Annotated in this window: 18 protein-coding genes; 17 read left to right on the top strand and 1 reads right to left on the bottom strand. The window is 38.2% G+C overall.

Annotated elements, in window-relative coordinates:
* The first annotated feature begins 5 nt into the window (after positions 1-5).
* The 10 genes from FOL89_RS09540 (at position 6) to FOL89_RS09495 (ending at position 10208) form a co-directional block, all read left to right on the top strand.
* Positions 6-365: a DUF7674 family protein gene (locus tag FOL89_RS09540; protein WP_032131840.1), complete on the top strand. Its 360-nt coding sequence runs from the start codon at positions 6-8 to the stop codon at positions 363-365.
* 300 nt (positions 366-665) lie between these two features.
* On the top strand, positions 666-1049 hold the full coding sequence (locus FOL89_RS09535; RefSeq protein ID WP_144282585.1) for a DUF7674 family protein: 384 nt from the start codon (positions 666-668) through the stop codon (positions 1047-1049).
* Positions 1046-1123, top strand: coding sequence for a potassium-transporting ATPase subunit F (locus FOL89_RS17800; protein WP_078691099.1), 78 nt, complete (start codon positions 1046-1048; stop codon positions 1121-1123). Before FOL89_RS09535 ends, FOL89_RS17800 begins: the two co-directional genes overlap by 4 nt.
* Positions 1124-1364: 241 nt before the next feature.
* The gene (kdpA, locus tag FOL89_RS09525; RefSeq protein WP_144282584.1) at positions 1365-3053 is read left to right on the top strand and encodes a potassium-transporting ATPase subunit KdpA; all 1689 of its coding nucleotides are present in this window, start codon (positions 1365-1367) and stop codon (positions 3051-3053) included.
* Between the two features lie 20 nt (positions 3054-3073).
* Entirely contained in the window at positions 3074-5083 is a 2010-nt protein-coding gene (gene kdpB, locus FOL89_RS09520) for a potassium-transporting ATPase subunit KdpB (protein WP_144282583.1), read from the top strand.
* 22 nt (positions 5084-5105) lie between these two features.
* Complete coding sequence (locus tag FOL89_RS09515) at positions 5106-5666, top strand: K(+)-transporting ATPase subunit C (protein WP_055041566.1); 561 nt, start codon at positions 5106-5108, stop codon at positions 5664-5666.
* Positions 5667-5849: 183 nt separating this feature from the next.
* A complete protein-coding gene (locus FOL89_RS09510) occupies positions 5850-6932 on the top strand; it encodes a porin (RefSeq protein WP_144282582.1) in 1083 nt (360 codons plus the stop codon).
* A gap of 78 nt (positions 6933-7010) precedes the next feature.
* On the top strand, positions 7011-8132 hold the full coding sequence (locus tag FOL89_RS09505) for a sensor protein KdpD (protein ID WP_032131834.1): 1122 nt from the start codon (positions 7011-7013) through the stop codon (positions 8130-8132).
* 1 nt (position 8133) lies between these two features.
* The gene (locus tag FOL89_RS09500) at positions 8134-9870 is read left to right on the top strand and encodes an ATP-binding protein (RefSeq protein WP_144282581.1); all 1737 of its coding nucleotides are present in this window, start codon (positions 8134-8136) and stop codon (positions 9868-9870) included.
* Positions 9871-9947: 77 nt separating this feature from the next.
* A complete protein-coding gene (locus FOL89_RS09495) occupies positions 9948-10208 on the top strand; it encodes a hypothetical protein (RefSeq protein ID WP_055041569.1) in 261 nt (86 codons plus the stop codon).
* A 147-nt stretch (positions 10209-10355) separates the two neighbouring features.
* Here FOL89_RS09495 and FOL89_RS09490 read toward each other — a convergent pair whose 3' ends face one another.
* Positions 10356-11201, bottom strand: coding sequence for an RteC domain-containing protein (locus tag FOL89_RS09490; RefSeq protein ID WP_144282580.1), 846 nt, complete (start codon positions 11199-11201; stop codon positions 10356-10358).
* A gap of 1323 nt (positions 11202-12524) precedes the next feature.
* Here FOL89_RS09490 and FOL89_RS09485 point away from each other — a divergent pair.
* From FOL89_RS09485 to FOL89_RS09460, 7 genes are all read left to right on the top strand, one after another.
* Complete coding sequence (locus tag FOL89_RS09485) at positions 12525-13319, top strand: hypothetical protein (protein WP_024565584.1); 795 nt, start codon at positions 12525-12527, stop codon at positions 13317-13319.
* A gap of 23 nt (positions 13320-13342) precedes the next feature.
* Positions 13343-13693 carry a hypothetical protein gene (locus FOL89_RS09480; RefSeq protein ID WP_144282579.1) on the top strand — a complete coding sequence of 117 codons (351 nt, stop codon included), beginning with the start codon at positions 13343-13345 and terminating at the stop codon, positions 13691-13693.
* The gene (locus FOL89_RS17705) at positions 13674-13868 is read left to right on the top strand and encodes a hypothetical protein (protein WP_228444895.1); all 195 of its coding nucleotides are present in this window, start codon (positions 13674-13676) and stop codon (positions 13866-13868) included. Before FOL89_RS09480 ends, FOL89_RS17705 begins: the two co-directional genes overlap by 20 nt.
* Positions 13780-15159 carry a relaxase/mobilization nuclease domain-containing protein gene (locus tag FOL89_RS09475; protein WP_317130103.1) on the top strand — a complete coding sequence of 460 codons (1380 nt, stop codon included), beginning with the start codon at positions 13780-13782 and terminating at the stop codon, positions 15157-15159. Before FOL89_RS17705 ends, FOL89_RS09475 begins: the two co-directional genes overlap by 89 nt.
* A 2-nt stretch (positions 15160-15161) precedes the next feature.
* The gene (locus FOL89_RS09470; RefSeq protein ID WP_024567408.1) at positions 15162-15815 is read left to right on the top strand and encodes a ParA family protein; all 654 of its coding nucleotides are present in this window, start codon (positions 15162-15164) and stop codon (positions 15813-15815) included.
* Between the two features lie 62 nt (positions 15816-15877).
* Positions 15878-16411 (top strand): hypothetical protein, encoded by a 534-nt coding sequence (locus FOL89_RS09465; RefSeq protein ID WP_024567407.1) that lies wholly within the window; start codon positions 15878-15880, stop codon positions 16409-16411.
* A 36-nt stretch (positions 16412-16447) separates the two neighbouring features.
* Positions 16448-16771, top strand: a complete 324-nt coding sequence (locus FOL89_RS09460) for a DUF4134 domain-containing protein (protein WP_024567406.1) — start codon at positions 16448-16450, stop codon at positions 16769-16771.

Below are 16771 nucleotides of genomic sequence, written 5' to 3'. Positions count from 1 at the left end.
ATAAAATGAAAACAAAAATCATAAATACGATACAACAATGGGCTCCTGAAGCCGCAAGACTCATTCCTGATTTGGATACTTTGGACGATTCTATCGCAGACTATCTGTTACTACATAAACTGGCAGAAGTTTGTTCCCAAAAAATAGGTTCTGGATCGGAAGATGAATTAGAGCGTGTTCAGGAGATAGCCAAAGTTATAAACCTTTTATATCAGGGAGGGAATCAATACACCCGGAATGCCATTGAAAATGAGTTTCTGACAGCCTTGTCTTTTGAAGAAAGCCCCGGAAGCCTAAAAAAACACATGGATTTATTTCCCATCGAATTACGAAAAGGATATATCAAAACCATTTTAGAAAACTAATTAAATAATGAAAGTTTTAAAGGGAAAAATACATTGGTCGGCTAAAATAAAAAAAGCAGTATTAGCAATCTTATTGTTTGTCCTGTTTGCCGTTTGCGTAAAGCTCGGAGGATTCGCAGGTATTTTGATCGGCTTTGTGTTTTTCTTTCTATTCTTTCAATTAATAAGCAGATGAAAAAAGAACGAAAATCAAACAGGGAAATAGTTACGGATATATTGGCAAAAATACTTTTAGCTTTTATTGTCTTCTGTATTTTCTATGCGATGTTCTTCAGTAAATAAAAAGAAGTTTATAAATCAATGAATGAAATAAATGAAAACGCAGCCAGTACGTACCTGGCACATCACTACGGTGAAATTAAAGAAGAGATCAACGAACTATCCATGCGAAAAAATTTTGCGGGAATATTTCAGGCAATCGTCAACCACATCAATCTCTTGCTTTCCAAAGGACAGATAGAGAAAATTGGGGTAAAGATCAAGTTCATCGGTTGGCTTCATAAAAGAGGTAATGAATATGTACAGTACATCGTTGAAAATTTGTTTGTACGCTCTTTTGAAGGAATGAAAAGACGTTGCACTACAGAACAATGGATTTATATGTACCAGCTCATTCCCAATAACCTGAAACATGTTTATCAGCTTCAGAACACAAATTATTTAACACAAAAAACAAGTCTATGACAGCATTATTCATAGTAGCCATAGGTGTATTTGCCTATATATGTTACGTATTGCTCAAACCGGAAAAATTTTAAAACGCTTCAGCAGATGAAGAAAGATACAAAAGGAAAAATCAAGGAATGGATATCCATTATATTCTGGATACTGTTCTTCATTTCGATCATTATCTGGCTTTTCTAAAAATTCAAATATTGCTATGAAAAAGATATTTACTGAAATGAAAGATGTAGCCCGAATTGCTTTGATATTCCTGATTGTATTGGCATTGGTCAGCCTGTTCGGATGGATGTTTAAAACCATATTTAATTAATAAAAATGAATACAGAAATTTTAGGAATAATCGTAATGTTTACCCTGTCGTTATTGCTTGCAATACCCTTCGGTAAATACATTGCAAAAGTTTATGGCGGTGAAAAAACGCTGCTCGATCCGATTTTTAATCCGATAGAGCGAATCTTTTACAAAATAAGCGGTATCAATCCGCAAACAGAAATGAACTGGAAACAGCAGATGGTAGCCATGATCACGATCAATATGGTGTGGTTCCTGTTGGGAATGGTTGTTCTAATGACTCAGGGAAGCCTCCCGCTTAATCCGGATAACAATCCAAGTATGTCCGCAGACCTTGCATTCAATACCGTGATATCATTTGTGGTAAACTGTAATCTGCAACACTATTCCGGGGAATCAGGATTAAGTTATCTTGGACAATACTGGTTAATGTTCTTACAGTTCGTAAGTGCCGGAACTGGTATGGCTGCCGCAGTAGTGCTATTTAGAGCATTCAGAGACAAATCATCTGAAACCTTGGGGAATTTTTACAGCAATTTTATAAAATCATGTACACGTATTTTATTACCTGTATCATTTGTGATTGCCATAATTCTTGCATTCGATGGAGTTCCGATGACTTTTGAAGGTAAAGACGCTATTACCACTTTACAAGGTGATTCTGTGGAAGTATCAAGAGGACCCGCAGCAGCATTTGTGCCTATTAAACACGTAGGAACCAACGGAGGTGGATTCTTTGGAGTGAATTCTGCCCATCCGTTTGAAAACCCATCTTATCTGTCCAATATGGTCGAAATGGTGGCTCAGCTGATTGTACCCTTGGCTATGATCTTTGCCTTTGGTTATTTTACCAGAAGAAGAAAACTATCGTGGATGATATTTGGTGTAATGACAGTAGGTTTTTTAATGCTGGCCATTCCAAATATCAATATGGAAATGAATGGCAATCCCGCAATTGCAGCCATGGGTATAGACAATTCCTTGGGGGCTATGGAAGGAAAGGAAATTCGATTAGGAGCACCTGCATCTGGCTTTTGGAGCATTGTCACCACTGTAATCTCTACTGGATCAGTAAACTCTATGCACGATAGCTCAATGGCATTGTCAGGCATGAATGAGCTATTGGCAATGATGATCAATGCGTTTTATGGAGGAGTCGGTGTAGGAATACTTAACTTCTTTATTTTCATCATTCTTGCTGTATTTATCAGTGGATTGATGGTAGGAAGAACACCTGAATTCTTAGGTAAAAAAGTGGAGGCAAGAGAAATGAAAATAGCCATGATTATTGCCTTGCTTCATCCTTTCCTGATATTAGTAGGAACAGCATTAGCCGCTGCATCACCACAATATACTATGGACTCTCTAAATAACCCGGGATTTCACGGATTGAGTGAAATGCTATACGAGTTCACTTCGTCATCTGCCAATAATGGTAGTGGTTTTGAAGGATTGGGAGATAATACACCTTGGTGGAATATTGCAACAGGATTTGTACTTATTCTTTCAAGATTCTTACCGATCATTGGTCCGGTAGCCATTGCAGGCTTGTTAGCTCAAAAGAAATTTATACCAGAGGGAGACGGAACCCTGAAAACCGATACGGCAACTTTCGGACTAATGGTATTCGCTGTAATCGCAATCGTAGCTGCCTTAGCATTCTTCCCGGTATTGGCATTAGGTCCTATTGCAGAGTACTTTTCACTTTATTAAACTGATTAAAGAATTTAGAAATGAACAATAATACATCATTGTTTCAAAAAGATATGGTTCAGGAAGCACTGAAACAATCTTTTGTGAAACTCAATCCGAAAACCATGTTCCGTAATCCGGTCATGTTTACTGTATGGATCGGTACTTTGGTTATGCTGGTCGTGAGTTTATGGACGTTGGCAGGAGCTCAGGGACAAGGAAGTTTTGGTTATAATTTTACCGTCTTTATTATCCTTTTGCTTACCCTGTTATTTGCCAATTTTGCCGAGGCAATTGCTGAGGCAAGAGGTAAAGCACAAGCAGATAGTTTGCGTAAGACAAGAGAAGAAACGCCTGCAAGATTAAAAAATGGGAAAACGATCTCCTCTGCTCAATTACAAAAAGGTGATGTTTTCATCTGTGAAGCTGGCGACATCATTCCTTCTGATGGGGAAATTATTGAAGGCTTAGCGACCATCGATGAAAGTGCAATTACCGGAGAATCTGCTCCTGTGATTCGTGAAGCAGGTGGCGACAAAAGTTCTGTTACCGGTGGTACCAAAGTTTTGTCCGATAAAATCGTGGTGCAGGTAACAACGCAACCGGGCGAAAGCTTCCTGGACAAGATGATTGCCTTGGTAGAAGGTGCAGCCCGACAAAAAACACCAAATGAAATTGCTTTAACCATTTTGTTAGCAGGATTTACACTTGTGTTTATCATTGTCTGTGTGACGCTTAAGCCATTTGCTGATTATGCAAATGTGGGGATTACCATTGCTTCTTTTATCTCTTTATTTGTATGTCTTATCCCGACTACCATTGGAGGATTGTTGTCTGCAATCGGTATTGCAGGGATGGACAGAGCATTGAGAGCCAATGTTATTACAAAAAGTGGTAAAGCGGTAGAAACCGCAGGTGATATCGATGTCTTATTATTGGATAAAACAGGAACAATCACGATTGGTAACCGTAAAGCAACTCATTTTCATCCAACAAATGGTATTGACGAGAAAAGATTAATTAAAGCGGCTGTATTAAGCTCCATGGCTGATGAAACTCCTGAAGGTAAATCGATTATCGAATTAGCAGGTATCAACCCTTTGAGTTACGAAGTCAAAAATCCTCAATTCATCAAGTTTACAGCAGAAACTAGAAGTTCAGGTATAGACTATGAGAATGTGCGTATCCGAAAAGGTGCAACCGATGCGATAAAAAATCTGGTTACAAAAGCAGGTAATAACTTTCCAAAAGAGGTCGAAGAAAGAGTGAAAGCCATCTCTTCTAATGGAGGTACACCGTTGGTCGTATCAGAGAATGAAATCGCATTGGGTGTAATTGAGCTACAGGACATCATCAAACCGGGTATTCAAGAACGTTTCGAACGGCTGCGTAAAATGGGTATCAAAACCGTCATGGTAACGGGCGACAATCCTTTGACTGCTAAATTTATCGCTGAGAAGGCAGGTGTGGACGATTTCATCGCAGAAGCAAAACCCGAAGACAAGATGAATTACATCAAAAAAGAACAGTCGGAAGGTCGCTTGGTCGCTATGATGGGTGATGGAACAAACGATGCTCCGGCTTTAGCACAAGCTGATGTGGGTGTAGCAATGAATTCTGGTACTCAGGCAGCAAAAGAAGCAGGAAACATGGTCGATCTGGATAACGATCCGACCAAATTGATTGAAGTCGTAGAAATCGGAAAACAATTGCTGATGACCCGTGGTACATTGACTACTTTCAGTATTGCGAATGATGTGGCTAAGTATTTTGCCATCATTCCAGCACTGTTCATCACAGCGATTCCTGCATTGCAAGGACTGAATATTATGAATTTACACAGTCCGGAAAGTGCAATACTATCAGCTGTAATTTTCAACGCAATCATCATTCCGATGTTGATTCCATTAGCATTGAAAGGTGTAGCTTACAAACCTATTGGAGCAAGTGCATTACTTCGAAGAAACCTGTTCATTTATGGTTTAGGCGGTGTACTGATACCTTTTGTAGGAATCAAGCTGATAGATATGCTTATATCCGTTTTCTTTTAATCCTTTATAAAATTTAGATAAAATGAAAAAACATATTTTGCCCGCAATAAAATTGACTGCTGTTATGATCCTGTTTTTTACAGTCATTTACCCACTTGCAGTCTGGGGTATCGCACAGTTTGCTCCTAATGCTGGAAAAGGAGAAATTATAGAACACAACGGAAAGAAACATTATGTCAATATTGGTCAGTCTTTCACAGAGGATAAGTATTTCTGGTCAAGACCATCGGCCGTAGATTACAATGCTGCTGGTTCAGGAGGTAGTAACAAAGGTCCTTCTAATGAGGAATATTTAGCAGAGGTTCAGGCACGAATTGATACTTTTTTAGTACATAATCCCGGAATTGATAAATCTGAAATACCTGTTGACTTAGTTACTGCCAGCGGAAGTGGATTGGATCCGAACTTTTCCGTTCAGGCTGCCAAGGTACAGGTAGCACGAATCGCTGAAACAAGGGGGATTGATGAGGTTAAATTGAATCAATTAATTGATGAACAAACCGAAAAACCTTTGTGGGGCATGTTTGGTCCCGAAAAGATCAATGTACTTAAATTAAATATCGCTCTGGATCAACTTAAATAAGTAATTCCTAAAAAAACTTACAGGTTTTCAAATGTGTGTGTAGCCATTGAAAATGCCTTGTAGGAGTAATTCAATAAACAGTAAAATTTTAATAATTCAAAAATGAAACCATCATGATTTATTCAACCACACAGGGAGGATAAATCTGATAGCTTCATCACGTTTAAAAATCAAATTAATAAGATGAAAAAAATAATTATGTTCTCAGCTATTCTTCTGGGAGCAACAGGAAGTGTATGTGCTCAGGAAACTGAAAAAAAGCCGTTAACCATCAGTGGATATGCTGAGGTATATTATCAGCAGGATTTTAATAACCCGAAATCCAATACCAGACCCGGATTTGTGTACAGCCACAACCGCAACAATGAAGTGAGTCTAAATTTGGGATTTATAAAAGCAGCTTATGAAACAGAAAATATGAGAGCAAATCTGGCTCTTGGAGTAGGTTCTTATATGAATGCTAATTATGCAGCCGAAGAAGGCGTGCTGAAAAATATATATGAAGCAAATGTAGGTGTGAAACTATCTAAAACGAAGAATTTATGGTTAGATGCAGGTATCTTGCCATCTCACATTGGCTTTGAAAGTGCTATCGGAGCGGACTGCTTTACATTGACAAGAAGTATGATGGCTGATAATTCGCCCTATTTTGAAACCGGAGCTAAGTTGTCGTATGCTACCGATAATGGAAAATGGAATATGGCAATATTGGTGTTGAATGGCTGGCAACGTATCCAACGTGTTGAAGGGAATAGCACACCAGCTTTTGGTCATCAATTAACTTACCGTCCTTCGGATAAAGTGACTTTAAACAGTAGTTCTTTCATAGGCAACGACTTCCCTGATGAAGAGCGTAAGATGCGTTACTTCCACAATCTGTATGGGCAGTTTCAAATCAGCAATCAATTTGCATTGATCGCTGGCTTTGATATCGGCGCACAACAAAAAGAAAAAGCAAGTGATGACTATGATACATGGTATACGCCTGTACTGATTGCGAAATACAGCCCTACTGAAAAAATAAGCATCGCTGCAAGAGGAGAATATTACCACGATAAGAATGGCGTTATCATCGCCTCGGGAACGGAAAACGGATTTCAAACATTTGGGGCTTCACTCAACGTTGATTATCAAATTCTGCCTAATTTGGTATGGAGAACAGAAGTTAAAAGCTTAAATAGTAAAGATGCCATTTTCTTAAACAGAGATGACAATATGAAAAAAGACAACGTTATGGCGGTTACATCGCTGGCGATACGTTTCTAAATATTTCCATTTACTAATGATTCCCCTGGACAATTTGTCTAAGGGGAATTTGTAAATTTATATAAGCAAACAGATTGTATGGACGAAAGAAAAAGTGCAGAACATTTTTTAGACCTCATTCAGAAATCCCGAAGAGGAAAATTCAAGCTCTATATCGGGATGAGTGCTGGTGTGGGTAAAACCTATAGAATGTTACAGGAAGCACATACGCTATTGCGAAACGGTATCGATGTGAAAATCGGATATATCGAAACACACAAAAGACCAGAGACCCATGCTTTGTTGGATGGGCTTCCGATCATTCCACGCAGAAAACTTTTCTATAAAGGGAAAGAACTCGAAGAACTGGATCTGCAAGCCATTATAAACCTTCGTCCGGAAGTTGTGATTGTAGACGAATTGGCTCATACCAATATTGAAGGCAGCAATAACGAAAAAAGATGGCAAGATGTACTCGATATTTTAGATGCGGGTATCAATGTCATCAGTGCTGTCAATATTCAACACATTGAAAGTTTGAATGAAGAAGTACGGGAAATTACGGGGATTGATGTACAGGAACGTATTCCCGACAGCGTAGTCGCTCAGGCAGATGAGGTAGTCAATATCGACCTTACAGCAGAAGATCTGATAGATCGTTTAAAAGCCGGAAAAATTTATGAAAGCTCTAAAATAACAGCAGCACTTAATAATTTTTTTAAGAGCGAGCATATTTTGCAGCTTCGTGAGTTGGCGTTAAAGGAGGTAGCTTCGCAGGTGCAGCGAAAAGTAGAAACCGAAGTAGTATTTACAAGAAGTGTCAAAAAAGAACGTTTCCTGGCCTGTATCAGTTCAAACGAAAAAACTGCAAAAAACGTTATTAGGAAAACGGCACGATTAGCTAATTATTACAACAGCAAATGGTATGTGATGTATGTGCAAATACCTAAGGAAAGTTCTGATAAAATCGCTCTAGATAAACAACGGCATTTGATTAATAATTTTAAATTAGCTACAGAATTAGGGGCAGAAATAATTAAGGTGAAAGCAAAAAATACCACTAAGGCAATCATCAAAGAATGTGAAGATCGTAAGATAACAACAGTGTGTATAGGTAAACCACATTTAAACTTAGCTAAGATTATATTAGCAACTGACACATTTAATGCCTTACTGAACAAGCTGTCACAAGAAAATATTGATCTCGTAATACTATCATAAAATGAGAATTAAAGCAAAATTAACGGTTGGAGTTGGTGCTCTATTTTTACTGATACTGGCACTGGCAATTGTTAGTGGCTGGTATGTAAACCAACTGAAAAAAGACACTAATAATATCTTAGTTGCCAATTACAATACCTTACAGTATGCCCGCAACATGCTGTTGTCTTTGGAAGATGTTCGTTCAGACAAATCCGCTGTAGATACTTTTCAAAAAAATCTCGATCTGCAAAAGCAGAATGTAACTGAGATTGGAGAAATCGAAGCTACCAATCTTATCGTTAAACATTTTAAAGATTTAAAAGAAAACCCCGAAGATTCTATAGTTATATCATCCATAAGGAAAGACATCACGGAGTTAATGCGTCTAAATATGGAGGCGATCAACCGAAAAAGTGATATAGCCGATGATACAGCTCAAAAAGCAATTGTCATCATTTCAGTTACTGGTTCACTTTGCTTCCTGATTGCATTTATTTTACTGGTCAATTTGCCTTCTAATATAGCCAACCCGATTAAGGAATTAACCGATAGTATAAAAGAAATAGCCGGGCAGAATTATAAAAAGAGGGTGCATTTTGAAAGCCATAATGAGTTTGGTGACTTGGCAAAATCATTCAATACGATGGCGGAGAAGCTGGAAGAATATTCCGAGAGTAAGCTCGATAAAATCCTAAAAGGTAAAAAACGAATTGAAACGTTAATTGATAATCTTCATGATCCAGTTATCGGTATCGATGAAAACAAAAAAGTGCTTTTCGCTAATGAAGAGGCATTAAATATTTGTGGTCTAAAAAAAGAAGAATTCATTGGTAAACAAATACAGGATGTAGCCGTTACCAATGATTTAATTAGAAGTATTATCAAGGATATTTTTCTTCCAAAGCCCGAAAATGCTAAATCCGAACAATTAAAGATTTATGCAGACAGAAAGGAAAGCTACTTTGAAAAAGAGGTGGTGGATATCAACATCGTTCCAACCGGAGAAGCAGACAGTGAATTTATAGGTCAGGTTATTCTTCTGAGAAATATCACACCATTTAAAGAACTGGATCTGGCAAAGACCAATTTTATGGGAACTGTTTCCCATGAATTTAAAACACCTATTGCGTCGATACAGTTAGGTATTCAAATTCTGGAGAATGAAAAGACAGGTCACTTAAATGAGGAACAAAAAGGACTGGTTAATGGTATAAAAGACGATGCTGACCGCCTTTTAAGAATTACCGGAGAACTACTAAACATCACACAGGTTGAAAGTGGGGCTATTCAAATAAACTTAATTAGTTCAGAAATAAAGCCTATGATTGAATATGCTGTTAACGCAAATAAATCTGCTGCTGAGTACAAGAATATTAAAATCGATGTTGATATAGAAGATAATATACTGGTTGCTGCCGATAGTGAAAAAACGGCATGGGTTCTTACCAATCTCATCTCCAATGCCGTTCGGTATTCGTATGAGAATGCTACAATTGATGTCAAAGTTGAAAAGACAGAAAATCAAATAAGATTTTCTGTAACAGATACGGGTCAAGGCATACAACCTCAATTTTTGAATAAAATCTTCGAACGTTATTTCCGCATTCCCGGCACCAAAAAAGAAGGTACTGGTTTAGGCTTAAGTATCAGCAAAGAGTTTATTGAAGCTCAGGGAGGAAAAATCTGGGTAGAGAGTGAGTATGGTGCTGGTAGTACTTTTTGCTTTACGCTAAATTCCATAGATAAACACTTCTAACATATTAATACCAATAATTTAAGTGTTCGAGCTAATATAATTTAGTTCGTTGTTGACACTTTTATCATATTTTTCAAATGCATAAATTTTATAGAGATAAACTAAAAGAACTTGATGAACGAATTGAAGTATATAAAATTGAGTTTGATGAACCAATCCAACTGGCAGAGGCATCCGTTTCTCTCATCCTAAATTATCTTAAGGAAGTTAAACTATATGTTCTGGAAAAAGGATTTGACAAAGAAGAAGATGAAATATATTTCTTTAAAAAACTGAAGCCAGATATTTTTGGAGTATGTCTGCCAAGGCTTACCAATTGGTTTGGCAGTTTTTTTTAAATTTTTATGCGTAGAAAATCTATGTTTATCTAGCGTTTAGGAAGATATAAGTATTCGGATAGTAGGTTTTGCCAATTGGCAGATATGGGCAAATAAAAAAGCAGTCCAATAGATGCACTGCTTTTTGTATTTCGTTTGTAGATTGAATTATAGGTCTTTATCCATATATTCTTCTAAAGAAGTTTTCAGTTGGTCTAAAAATGCTGTTCGGGATCCACTTCGTGTTTTCATCCGGTGAAAAGCATGGTGCAAATCACCTAATGGAATACGAAAAAGTATTTGAAACATCAGACTTATTTTCCGGATTCCAATCTTACCATGCGATATTGCTCCACAAGCATAAAGTGCATAAATAATTTCAATGAGTGCATTTTTACTCTCTGTCCAAAACACATCTTTAGTTCCTTCGGGTTTTTGAAAGTTCATATCAGGATTTTCGTCGGGATTTATTTTTGAAATGAGATATGTGTATAACAATTCATTACTGATAATTCTTGCTACCTTATAATCGAAAAATGTAGAGAAGGAAGGGTCCATCTCAAACACCATGCTATTCAATCCATCATGGTAATTAATATGTCCTCGTTTAAAATATATATTGTCTCGATCTGTTCTTCCAGAGCGGTAATACCGATAAAAATCAGAATTACAAATATGCTCCATATATTCCCGTTTCAGATTGGATAACTGGTTAGAAAAATAGTTTTCATATATCTTACCGTTATTTACTGGACAAGCTGTTTCAATACGGTAAATCTTGTTGTAGTAAATCAGCTTTCCCAATATTTGGGGTTTAATGGTTCGGAAGAAATTAACCTCTTCATCCTCACTTTTAAAGCCTTCAGAAATAATACTGTTTTTAACCGAGAATAGTAGGTCTTGCAGATACATTGTCATTTCGTGTGCTTCATCAATCAGCCTTTTGCTCTGTGACGAAATCTTGTCTTCCTTTCTATGTATTTCTAAAATAATGTTTTGGGTAGAGTAATTCATAGCTTATAATTTTTAGACGGAATAGCCAGAGTTTATAATCAGGTTATCCCTAATTAAAGCACAAAATTTACTATTTCTATTTACATTTTTTCCCAAGATGCACCCAACTTGGGAAAGATTTATTTTTAATTTAGGTAGTTAATAGAAAATATAAAAGTGGAATAAATTAATATCTGTCATTGCCTTTTTCATGCAATAATTTTCCTGTAAAAAATATAAATAGTACATTTGTCTTACGTTATAAGTGAATGAAAAACGATGCAAATCAGGGAATTGAGTTCCGTTACTAATTCGTTACCTAATATACTCAAATAGAGTTTTAACTCATTGAAAAACAATCAATTGTAATTTTCTTGCATTTTTTATTAAAAATAATTGTTAATGCTAAGATTTCTTACAGAAACGAGGGATTTCCGTGCATTATTAGTGCAAATTCTCAACAAATAAAGTCATCTTTTTCAAAAACCTGCCTGATTTAACCACAGGCAATTTTTCAACCTGCGTAAATTGGGCACATCCCAATCACAAAGCCGCGTAAAAAAGCCCATTTCCAAGAGAATCTTTTTCATTATTTTTAATTCCAAGATTATCTAAACTAAAATCTAAAAAATAACTCTGAAATAATCATCTACAGAATTTTCAGTCCTTCCGATTCTTTTGTTAAATATGCACTCCCAAAGTAACCACCTGCGAAAAATAGACACAAGTTCAAAATCAACCTGGGTAAAATAGACCCACCCTACATTTTCCTAAATGATAAGCATTCTGACAAAAATTTCAATGATAAAAAGACACACCTTCCTTCAAAACCTGCACCAAATAAACTTATCTTTTTCAATAAGTTGGGTAATTTAGCTACAGGTTATCATGCAACCTGCGTAAATCAGCCACATCCTACTCGCAAACGTGGGTAGAAAAGTTACACCTCAATTCTCCCCGTTTTCCATGTTTTTTTCCTTCCAAAGCAACTTTATCATAAAAAACCGCAAAACAACCCTAATATAAGCATTCGAGGAACCTTTTCAGACCTCTAAAAAAATCAGTAAACTTTTGTTGCAAGATGTGTCTTTGTACCCACAAACTTTTCAAGTTTTGGGACAAAGACGGTCTTGCCTTTTTGCAAAAGGGGAAAAAACGGCGGAACTTGTTTTTTTTAATCACCAAATCTGGTTCAAGCATCTAAACTCGTCTAAATTATTCTTTTTTAATCTTCGGAGAATCTAAACTCGTCTAAATTGTTCTTATTTAGCCCACGCCCCATGAACACTATTGTTTTCACGGATTTGATGTCCCAATTTTGCAACAGAAATTTTAATCAAAAAAATGAAAGCAACCCTCTATGTTCTCCTGACACTTTTTGCCATCAACCTCAATGCGCAGGTCGGAATAAACACACAGACACCCGAAACTACTTTTGATGTAGTAGGAAAACCAAACGACACCTCACATCATGACGGGATTATTCCTCCAAGGATAACGGGCGACCAGTTGGCGAACAAGTTTTACACACAGGCAAAAAAAGGTGCGGTTGTATTTGCCACCGCTCCGGCTTCCAATCTTTCGGGGCAGGTCATCAATATTTCAGAATCAGGAATGTATTATTTTGACGGCAACGTATGGCAGAATTTCGCAAAGGAGAAACAGCCTGTCGAATACAGAATTGTACTCACCTTCGATCCCAACAGCACCGCCGCACTGACAGCAACTTCAACTTGGTCCGCCCCTGTAAACTATTCGGGAAATAGCCACGCCTATCTTACCTCCTCAAAATATTACACCATCGGAACCAAAAATTTCGGAGGACTAAAGGGAGCGGTTTTGTTCAGAAAAGTACAGGGAATTGTAAATGTATGGTTTCAGATGTACAGGTCTTCTGATTCCGCACCGATTACGGGAAACGCCTTCATCAGCATTGCGAGCATCTACAGCGACATCGGATACATTCCCAACCAGATTGTCTTACTGCATACGGAAAATTCCACGCAATATTTTCCAGCCCTGCTGGAGAATTACAGCATCCAGATTCCGCAAACCTCCCTAAACGCAATGTCCACATCCTACTACACCTACGGAGAAGTTCAAGGATATTCCAACTGGATCAAGCCTTATCTGCCCTAATTGATGATTCAACAAAGTCCTTAATGGAAAAAGAAGACTACATAAAATTCAGAATATCCAAAACCAAAAAACAGGACTGGAAAAAAATATGCAAAGACAGAAACCTCACATTGACCGACTTACTGACGGCATCAGTTGAGAACAGAATTTTAGACAACGAAAGAAGACAGATACTGGCGTTCATTGAAAAACAAGACAACGTCTTCATCAAGATAGAGACCAACATCAACCAGGTAGCGAAAATTGCAAACGGACAAAAGTTTATTTCGGAATCAGAACTGAAAAACTTCACCGCAAAGCTTTCAGAAATCACCAAATTGAAGAAGCAGCAAAACCAAATCTTCAAAAAGATCTATGAAATGCTCGCAAAATGATTGTCAAGATTATTCCTGCTTCAGGCACGGATTTTCACGGAGTCCAATACAACGACAAAAAGGTGGAGAAAGGGACGGGAGAACTGATGCTGATGAAAAACTTTCCCTCCTTCATCAATGGGGACAGCAGTCCGGAACAGGTTCGGGACTACTTCAAATCCATCTCAAAAAATGAAAAGGTAAAGAAACCCCAGTTCCACGCCGTGATTTCTGCAAAATATCAGAACCATAGCAAAGAGGAACTAACCGAGATCGCCAAAGACTTCATGCAGGAAATGGGCTATGGAAAACAGCCGTTTATTGTGGTTTACCACAGCGACACCGAGAACAACCACGTCCATATAGTCTCCACAAGGGTTGACAAGCAGACTGGAAAGAAAATCAACGACAGTTACGAGCGGTTGAAAGCCCAAAAAGCACTTGCTGACCTACTGGAAAAACGATACGGAATAAGTTCCGAGGAAAAATTAGAAAAACTGCTAAACTATCAAATCGGTTCCATCAGCCAACTGGAACTCCTACTTGAAAGAAGCGGGTTCAAACTCACCAAAGACACAAATAATGAAAATGACTTTTCCATTCTGAAGAACGGGGTAAAACTTAAAACCATCTACGGTAACCAAATCAGTTTTACTCCCAATTCGGACAACGGGCGAAAGAGACAGCTGAAAGCCATTTTGAGCAGATATAAAGACCTCTGTTCCAACAAAGTCTTCAAGGTAGAGGATAAAAGGTTGCAGGAATCAATGCTACCAGAGGAAAGACACAACGGGCATTGGAAACCCAAGATTGAGTTCGAGAGCGAACTCCAAAAAAAGTTGCGGGACATCTTCGGGCTGGATGTGGTTTTCCACCACAAGGACGGACATAAACCATTCGGATACAGCATCATCGACCACAAGTCGGGAAAGGTGTTCAAGGGAAGCGAAGTTATGAAGATGAACGACCTGTTTGAGATGACCGATGACAAAATAGACAAGAAACTATTTGAAAGCCAAAAGGACTACAATCTGGCGGACAGTCTTTTAAAACAGATTTTAATGGAGCACCTGAAACGCCAGAATCCCGAAAACGTAGTAAAAGAATTTATGCTTTTCGAGTCCAAGAAAATAAAAAACAGGGAGGTTTTCAACTCCATAAAAAACGATGTAAAGGATTATGTGAAATCACAGAATAACAAGGATGTCCACCTCATAAAATCGGAAGATGGAAAATATTATGCCGTCCACTCCAAACTGCATTATGTGGGTTCATTGGAAAACTTAATTGGAGAGAATGCCTATCAAAAATTCCTCAATCCAAGCAAAGAATTGACACCGGAAAGTAGAGATGAAAATCTTTCCAAGGAACTGGATAGAACCATAGACGACCTTATTTTCCAATTCACCAAACCGTCGGGAGGAACAGGGAGAGACCCCGCCGAAGAAGAGTTAAGAAAAAGACGCAAAAATAAAAAAAGAACATAAGAATGATCATCACATTTGCCACCCAAAAAGGCGGAACAGGGAAAACCACCCTCGCCATCGCATTCGCCAACTATCTCTCCAGAATTTCTACAAGGAAGATCAAGGTGTTTGATTTCGACTACCAAAAATCCTTCTTCAACAAATGGAGGGAGGATGCGGACTCGGAACTGCCCAAACTCTACGAGGTGGAAGTCATTGGCGAAGATGACGATGAGCCGCCTTTCGAGGACTTGGAACAGGTTGTCGACCTGAAAGAAAGCAAAGACCTGTTCCTGTTCGATCTGGCGGGAACACTGGACCAGAGATACAGCGATGTTTTGGTGTACAGCGACTTCATCATCATTCCCTTTGAGTATTCCGATGTGTCCGTAAAATCAACCTTGGTATTCAAAAATCTTCTGGGTTTGTTGGAAAGCGAGGCGGAAAGAATCTTCATCCGCTCCAAATACGACAAGGGCTACAAATATCTCAACCAAAAGGAAATGGATATCGAGTTGGCAAAATACGGAACTCTACTAGAAAATCCCGTGTTCAAGAGAAACTGCCTCCAAACCATCGACACGAGAAAACTCACCTACGAGCAAAAATACGCCGTAAAGAAGCCGTTCGACGAAATTATACAGCAGATCAGCGAGGTCAAAAAAGTTGCGCTTTAACGAGAGACAAAAGAGACAAGAAAAAAATAATCCATAAACCACAAACCTCAAATCAATACATTATGTTAAAATACTCACTCATCCTTTTAGGAGCCTACTTTCTGTACTATGCCGGAAATATCGTCTACGACCTTTTCCTAAAAAAAGAGAAAACCGTTCAGACCGATGTTGCAGAAGAATACTCACTCGGCGACTTTGCACAGGCGGAGAATGAGGAACCCACCTTGATCGGCATCGAGGATGTGGAAAATCTCAAAACCCCGAAATCATTCCTAAAAAGCGAACCCATTCCGATTCAAAGACAGAACAATTTTGAAGACAATCCCAGTTTGGAAGAATTGAGGAAACGATTTGAAGAGGAAGAGGATTTGGATGGGACCAGCTCAAAACAGCCCGAAACCAAACACCATGAAAATCCGCCACAGCAAACGGAAATCAGCAAAAAGCCAGAAATTATTGAGCCAATAGTTTCCAAGAAAAAAAATGATGCACAGAGCAAGAAAGACCAATGGAAAGAATTTGTCAACCTTTCTGAAACCAACGTAAAACTGGTGGACAATATTGAGGGACAAAAGGTTTACCACTCGACGATTTAACCAATTTACCATACATAACTAACCTAAATTTTAAAAATGATGAAAAATTTTATCAGAAAAAACGTGACAAAAAAGAAAGTTCTAACCCTTGCCTTGGTGATGCTGGCAATGACCCCGATGCTTGCGCAGGGCGGAGCGACCGCCATCTCCAATGCCGCTTCCGACATTAAGGACTATTGGGACCCCATCAAGCTGATATTAAAGGCAGTCGGTGGACTCGTAGGATTTATCGGAGGATTGAGGGTGTACAACAAATGGACGAACGGCGACCAGGATGTCAACAAAGAAATCCTCGGCTACGGCGGTGCGATGATCTTCCTTATCGTGGTTCCGGAATTTGTAACCGCATTCTTTGCTTAA

The organism is Chryseobacterium echinoideorum, assembly GCF_007474535.1.
GTDB lineage: Bacteria > Bacteroidota > Bacteroidia > Flavobacteriales > Weeksellaceae > Chryseobacterium > Chryseobacterium echinoideorum.
The sequence above is the reverse complement of the archived record's forward strand: the minus strand, read 5'-3'. Positions and strand labels throughout refer to the sequence as shown.

Coding starts and splice junctions, on each gene's coding strand:
- FOL89_RS09540 (WP_032131840.1), top strand. CDS start 6: ATGAAAACAAAAATCATAAATACGATACAACAATGGGCTCCTGAAGCC.
- FOL89_RS09535 (WP_144282585.1), top strand. CDS start 666: ATGAATGAAATAAATGAAAACGCAGCCAGTACGTACCTGGCACATCAC.
- FOL89_RS17800 (WP_078691099.1), top strand. CDS start 1,046: ATGACAGCATTATTCATAGTAGCCATAGGTGTATTTGCCTATATATGT.
- kdpA (WP_144282584.1), top strand. CDS start 1,365: ATGAATACAGAAATTTTAGGAATAATCGTAATGTTTACCCTGTCGTTA.
- kdpB (WP_144282583.1), top strand. CDS start 3,074: ATGAACAATAATACATCATTGTTTCAAAAAGATATGGTTCAGGAAGCA.
- FOL89_RS09515 (WP_055041566.1), top strand. CDS start 5,106: ATGAAAAAACATATTTTGCCCGCAATAAAATTGACTGCTGTTATGATC.
- FOL89_RS09510 (WP_144282582.1), top strand. CDS start 5,850: ATGAAAAAAATAATTATGTTCTCAGCTATTCTTCTGGGAGCAACAGGA.
- FOL89_RS09505 (WP_032131834.1), top strand. CDS start 7,011: ATGGACGAAAGAAAAAGTGCAGAACATTTTTTAGACCTCATTCAGAAA.
- FOL89_RS09500 (WP_144282581.1), top strand. CDS start 8,134: ATGAGAATTAAAGCAAAATTAACGGTTGGAGTTGGTGCTCTATTTTTA.
- FOL89_RS09495 (WP_055041569.1), top strand. CDS start 9,948: ATGCATAAATTTTATAGAGATAAACTAAAAGAACTTGATGAACGAATT.
- FOL89_RS09490 (WP_144282580.1), bottom strand. CDS start 11,201: ATGAATTACTCTACCCAAAACATTATTTTAGAAATACATAGAAAGGAA.
- FOL89_RS09485 (WP_024565584.1), top strand. CDS start 12,525: ATGAAAGCAACCCTCTATGTTCTCCTGACACTTTTTGCCATCAACCTC.
- FOL89_RS09480 (WP_144282579.1), top strand. CDS start 13,343: ATGGAAAAAGAAGACTACATAAAATTCAGAATATCCAAAACCAAAAAA.
- FOL89_RS17705 (WP_228444895.1), top strand. CDS start 13,674: ATGAAATGCTCGCAAAATGATTGTCAAGATTATTCCTGCTTCAGGCAC.
- FOL89_RS09475 (WP_317130103.1), top strand. CDS start 13,780: ATGCTGATGAAAAACTTTCCCTCCTTCATCAATGGGGACAGCAGTCCG.
- FOL89_RS09470 (WP_024567408.1), top strand. CDS start 15,162: ATGATCATCACATTTGCCACCCAAAAAGGCGGAACAGGGAAAACCACC.
- FOL89_RS09465 (WP_024567407.1), top strand. CDS start 15,878: ATGTTAAAATACTCACTCATCCTTTTAGGAGCCTACTTTCTGTACTAT.
- FOL89_RS09460 (WP_024567406.1), top strand. CDS start 16,448: ATGATGAAAAATTTTATCAGAAAAAACGTGACAAAAAAGAAAGTTCTA.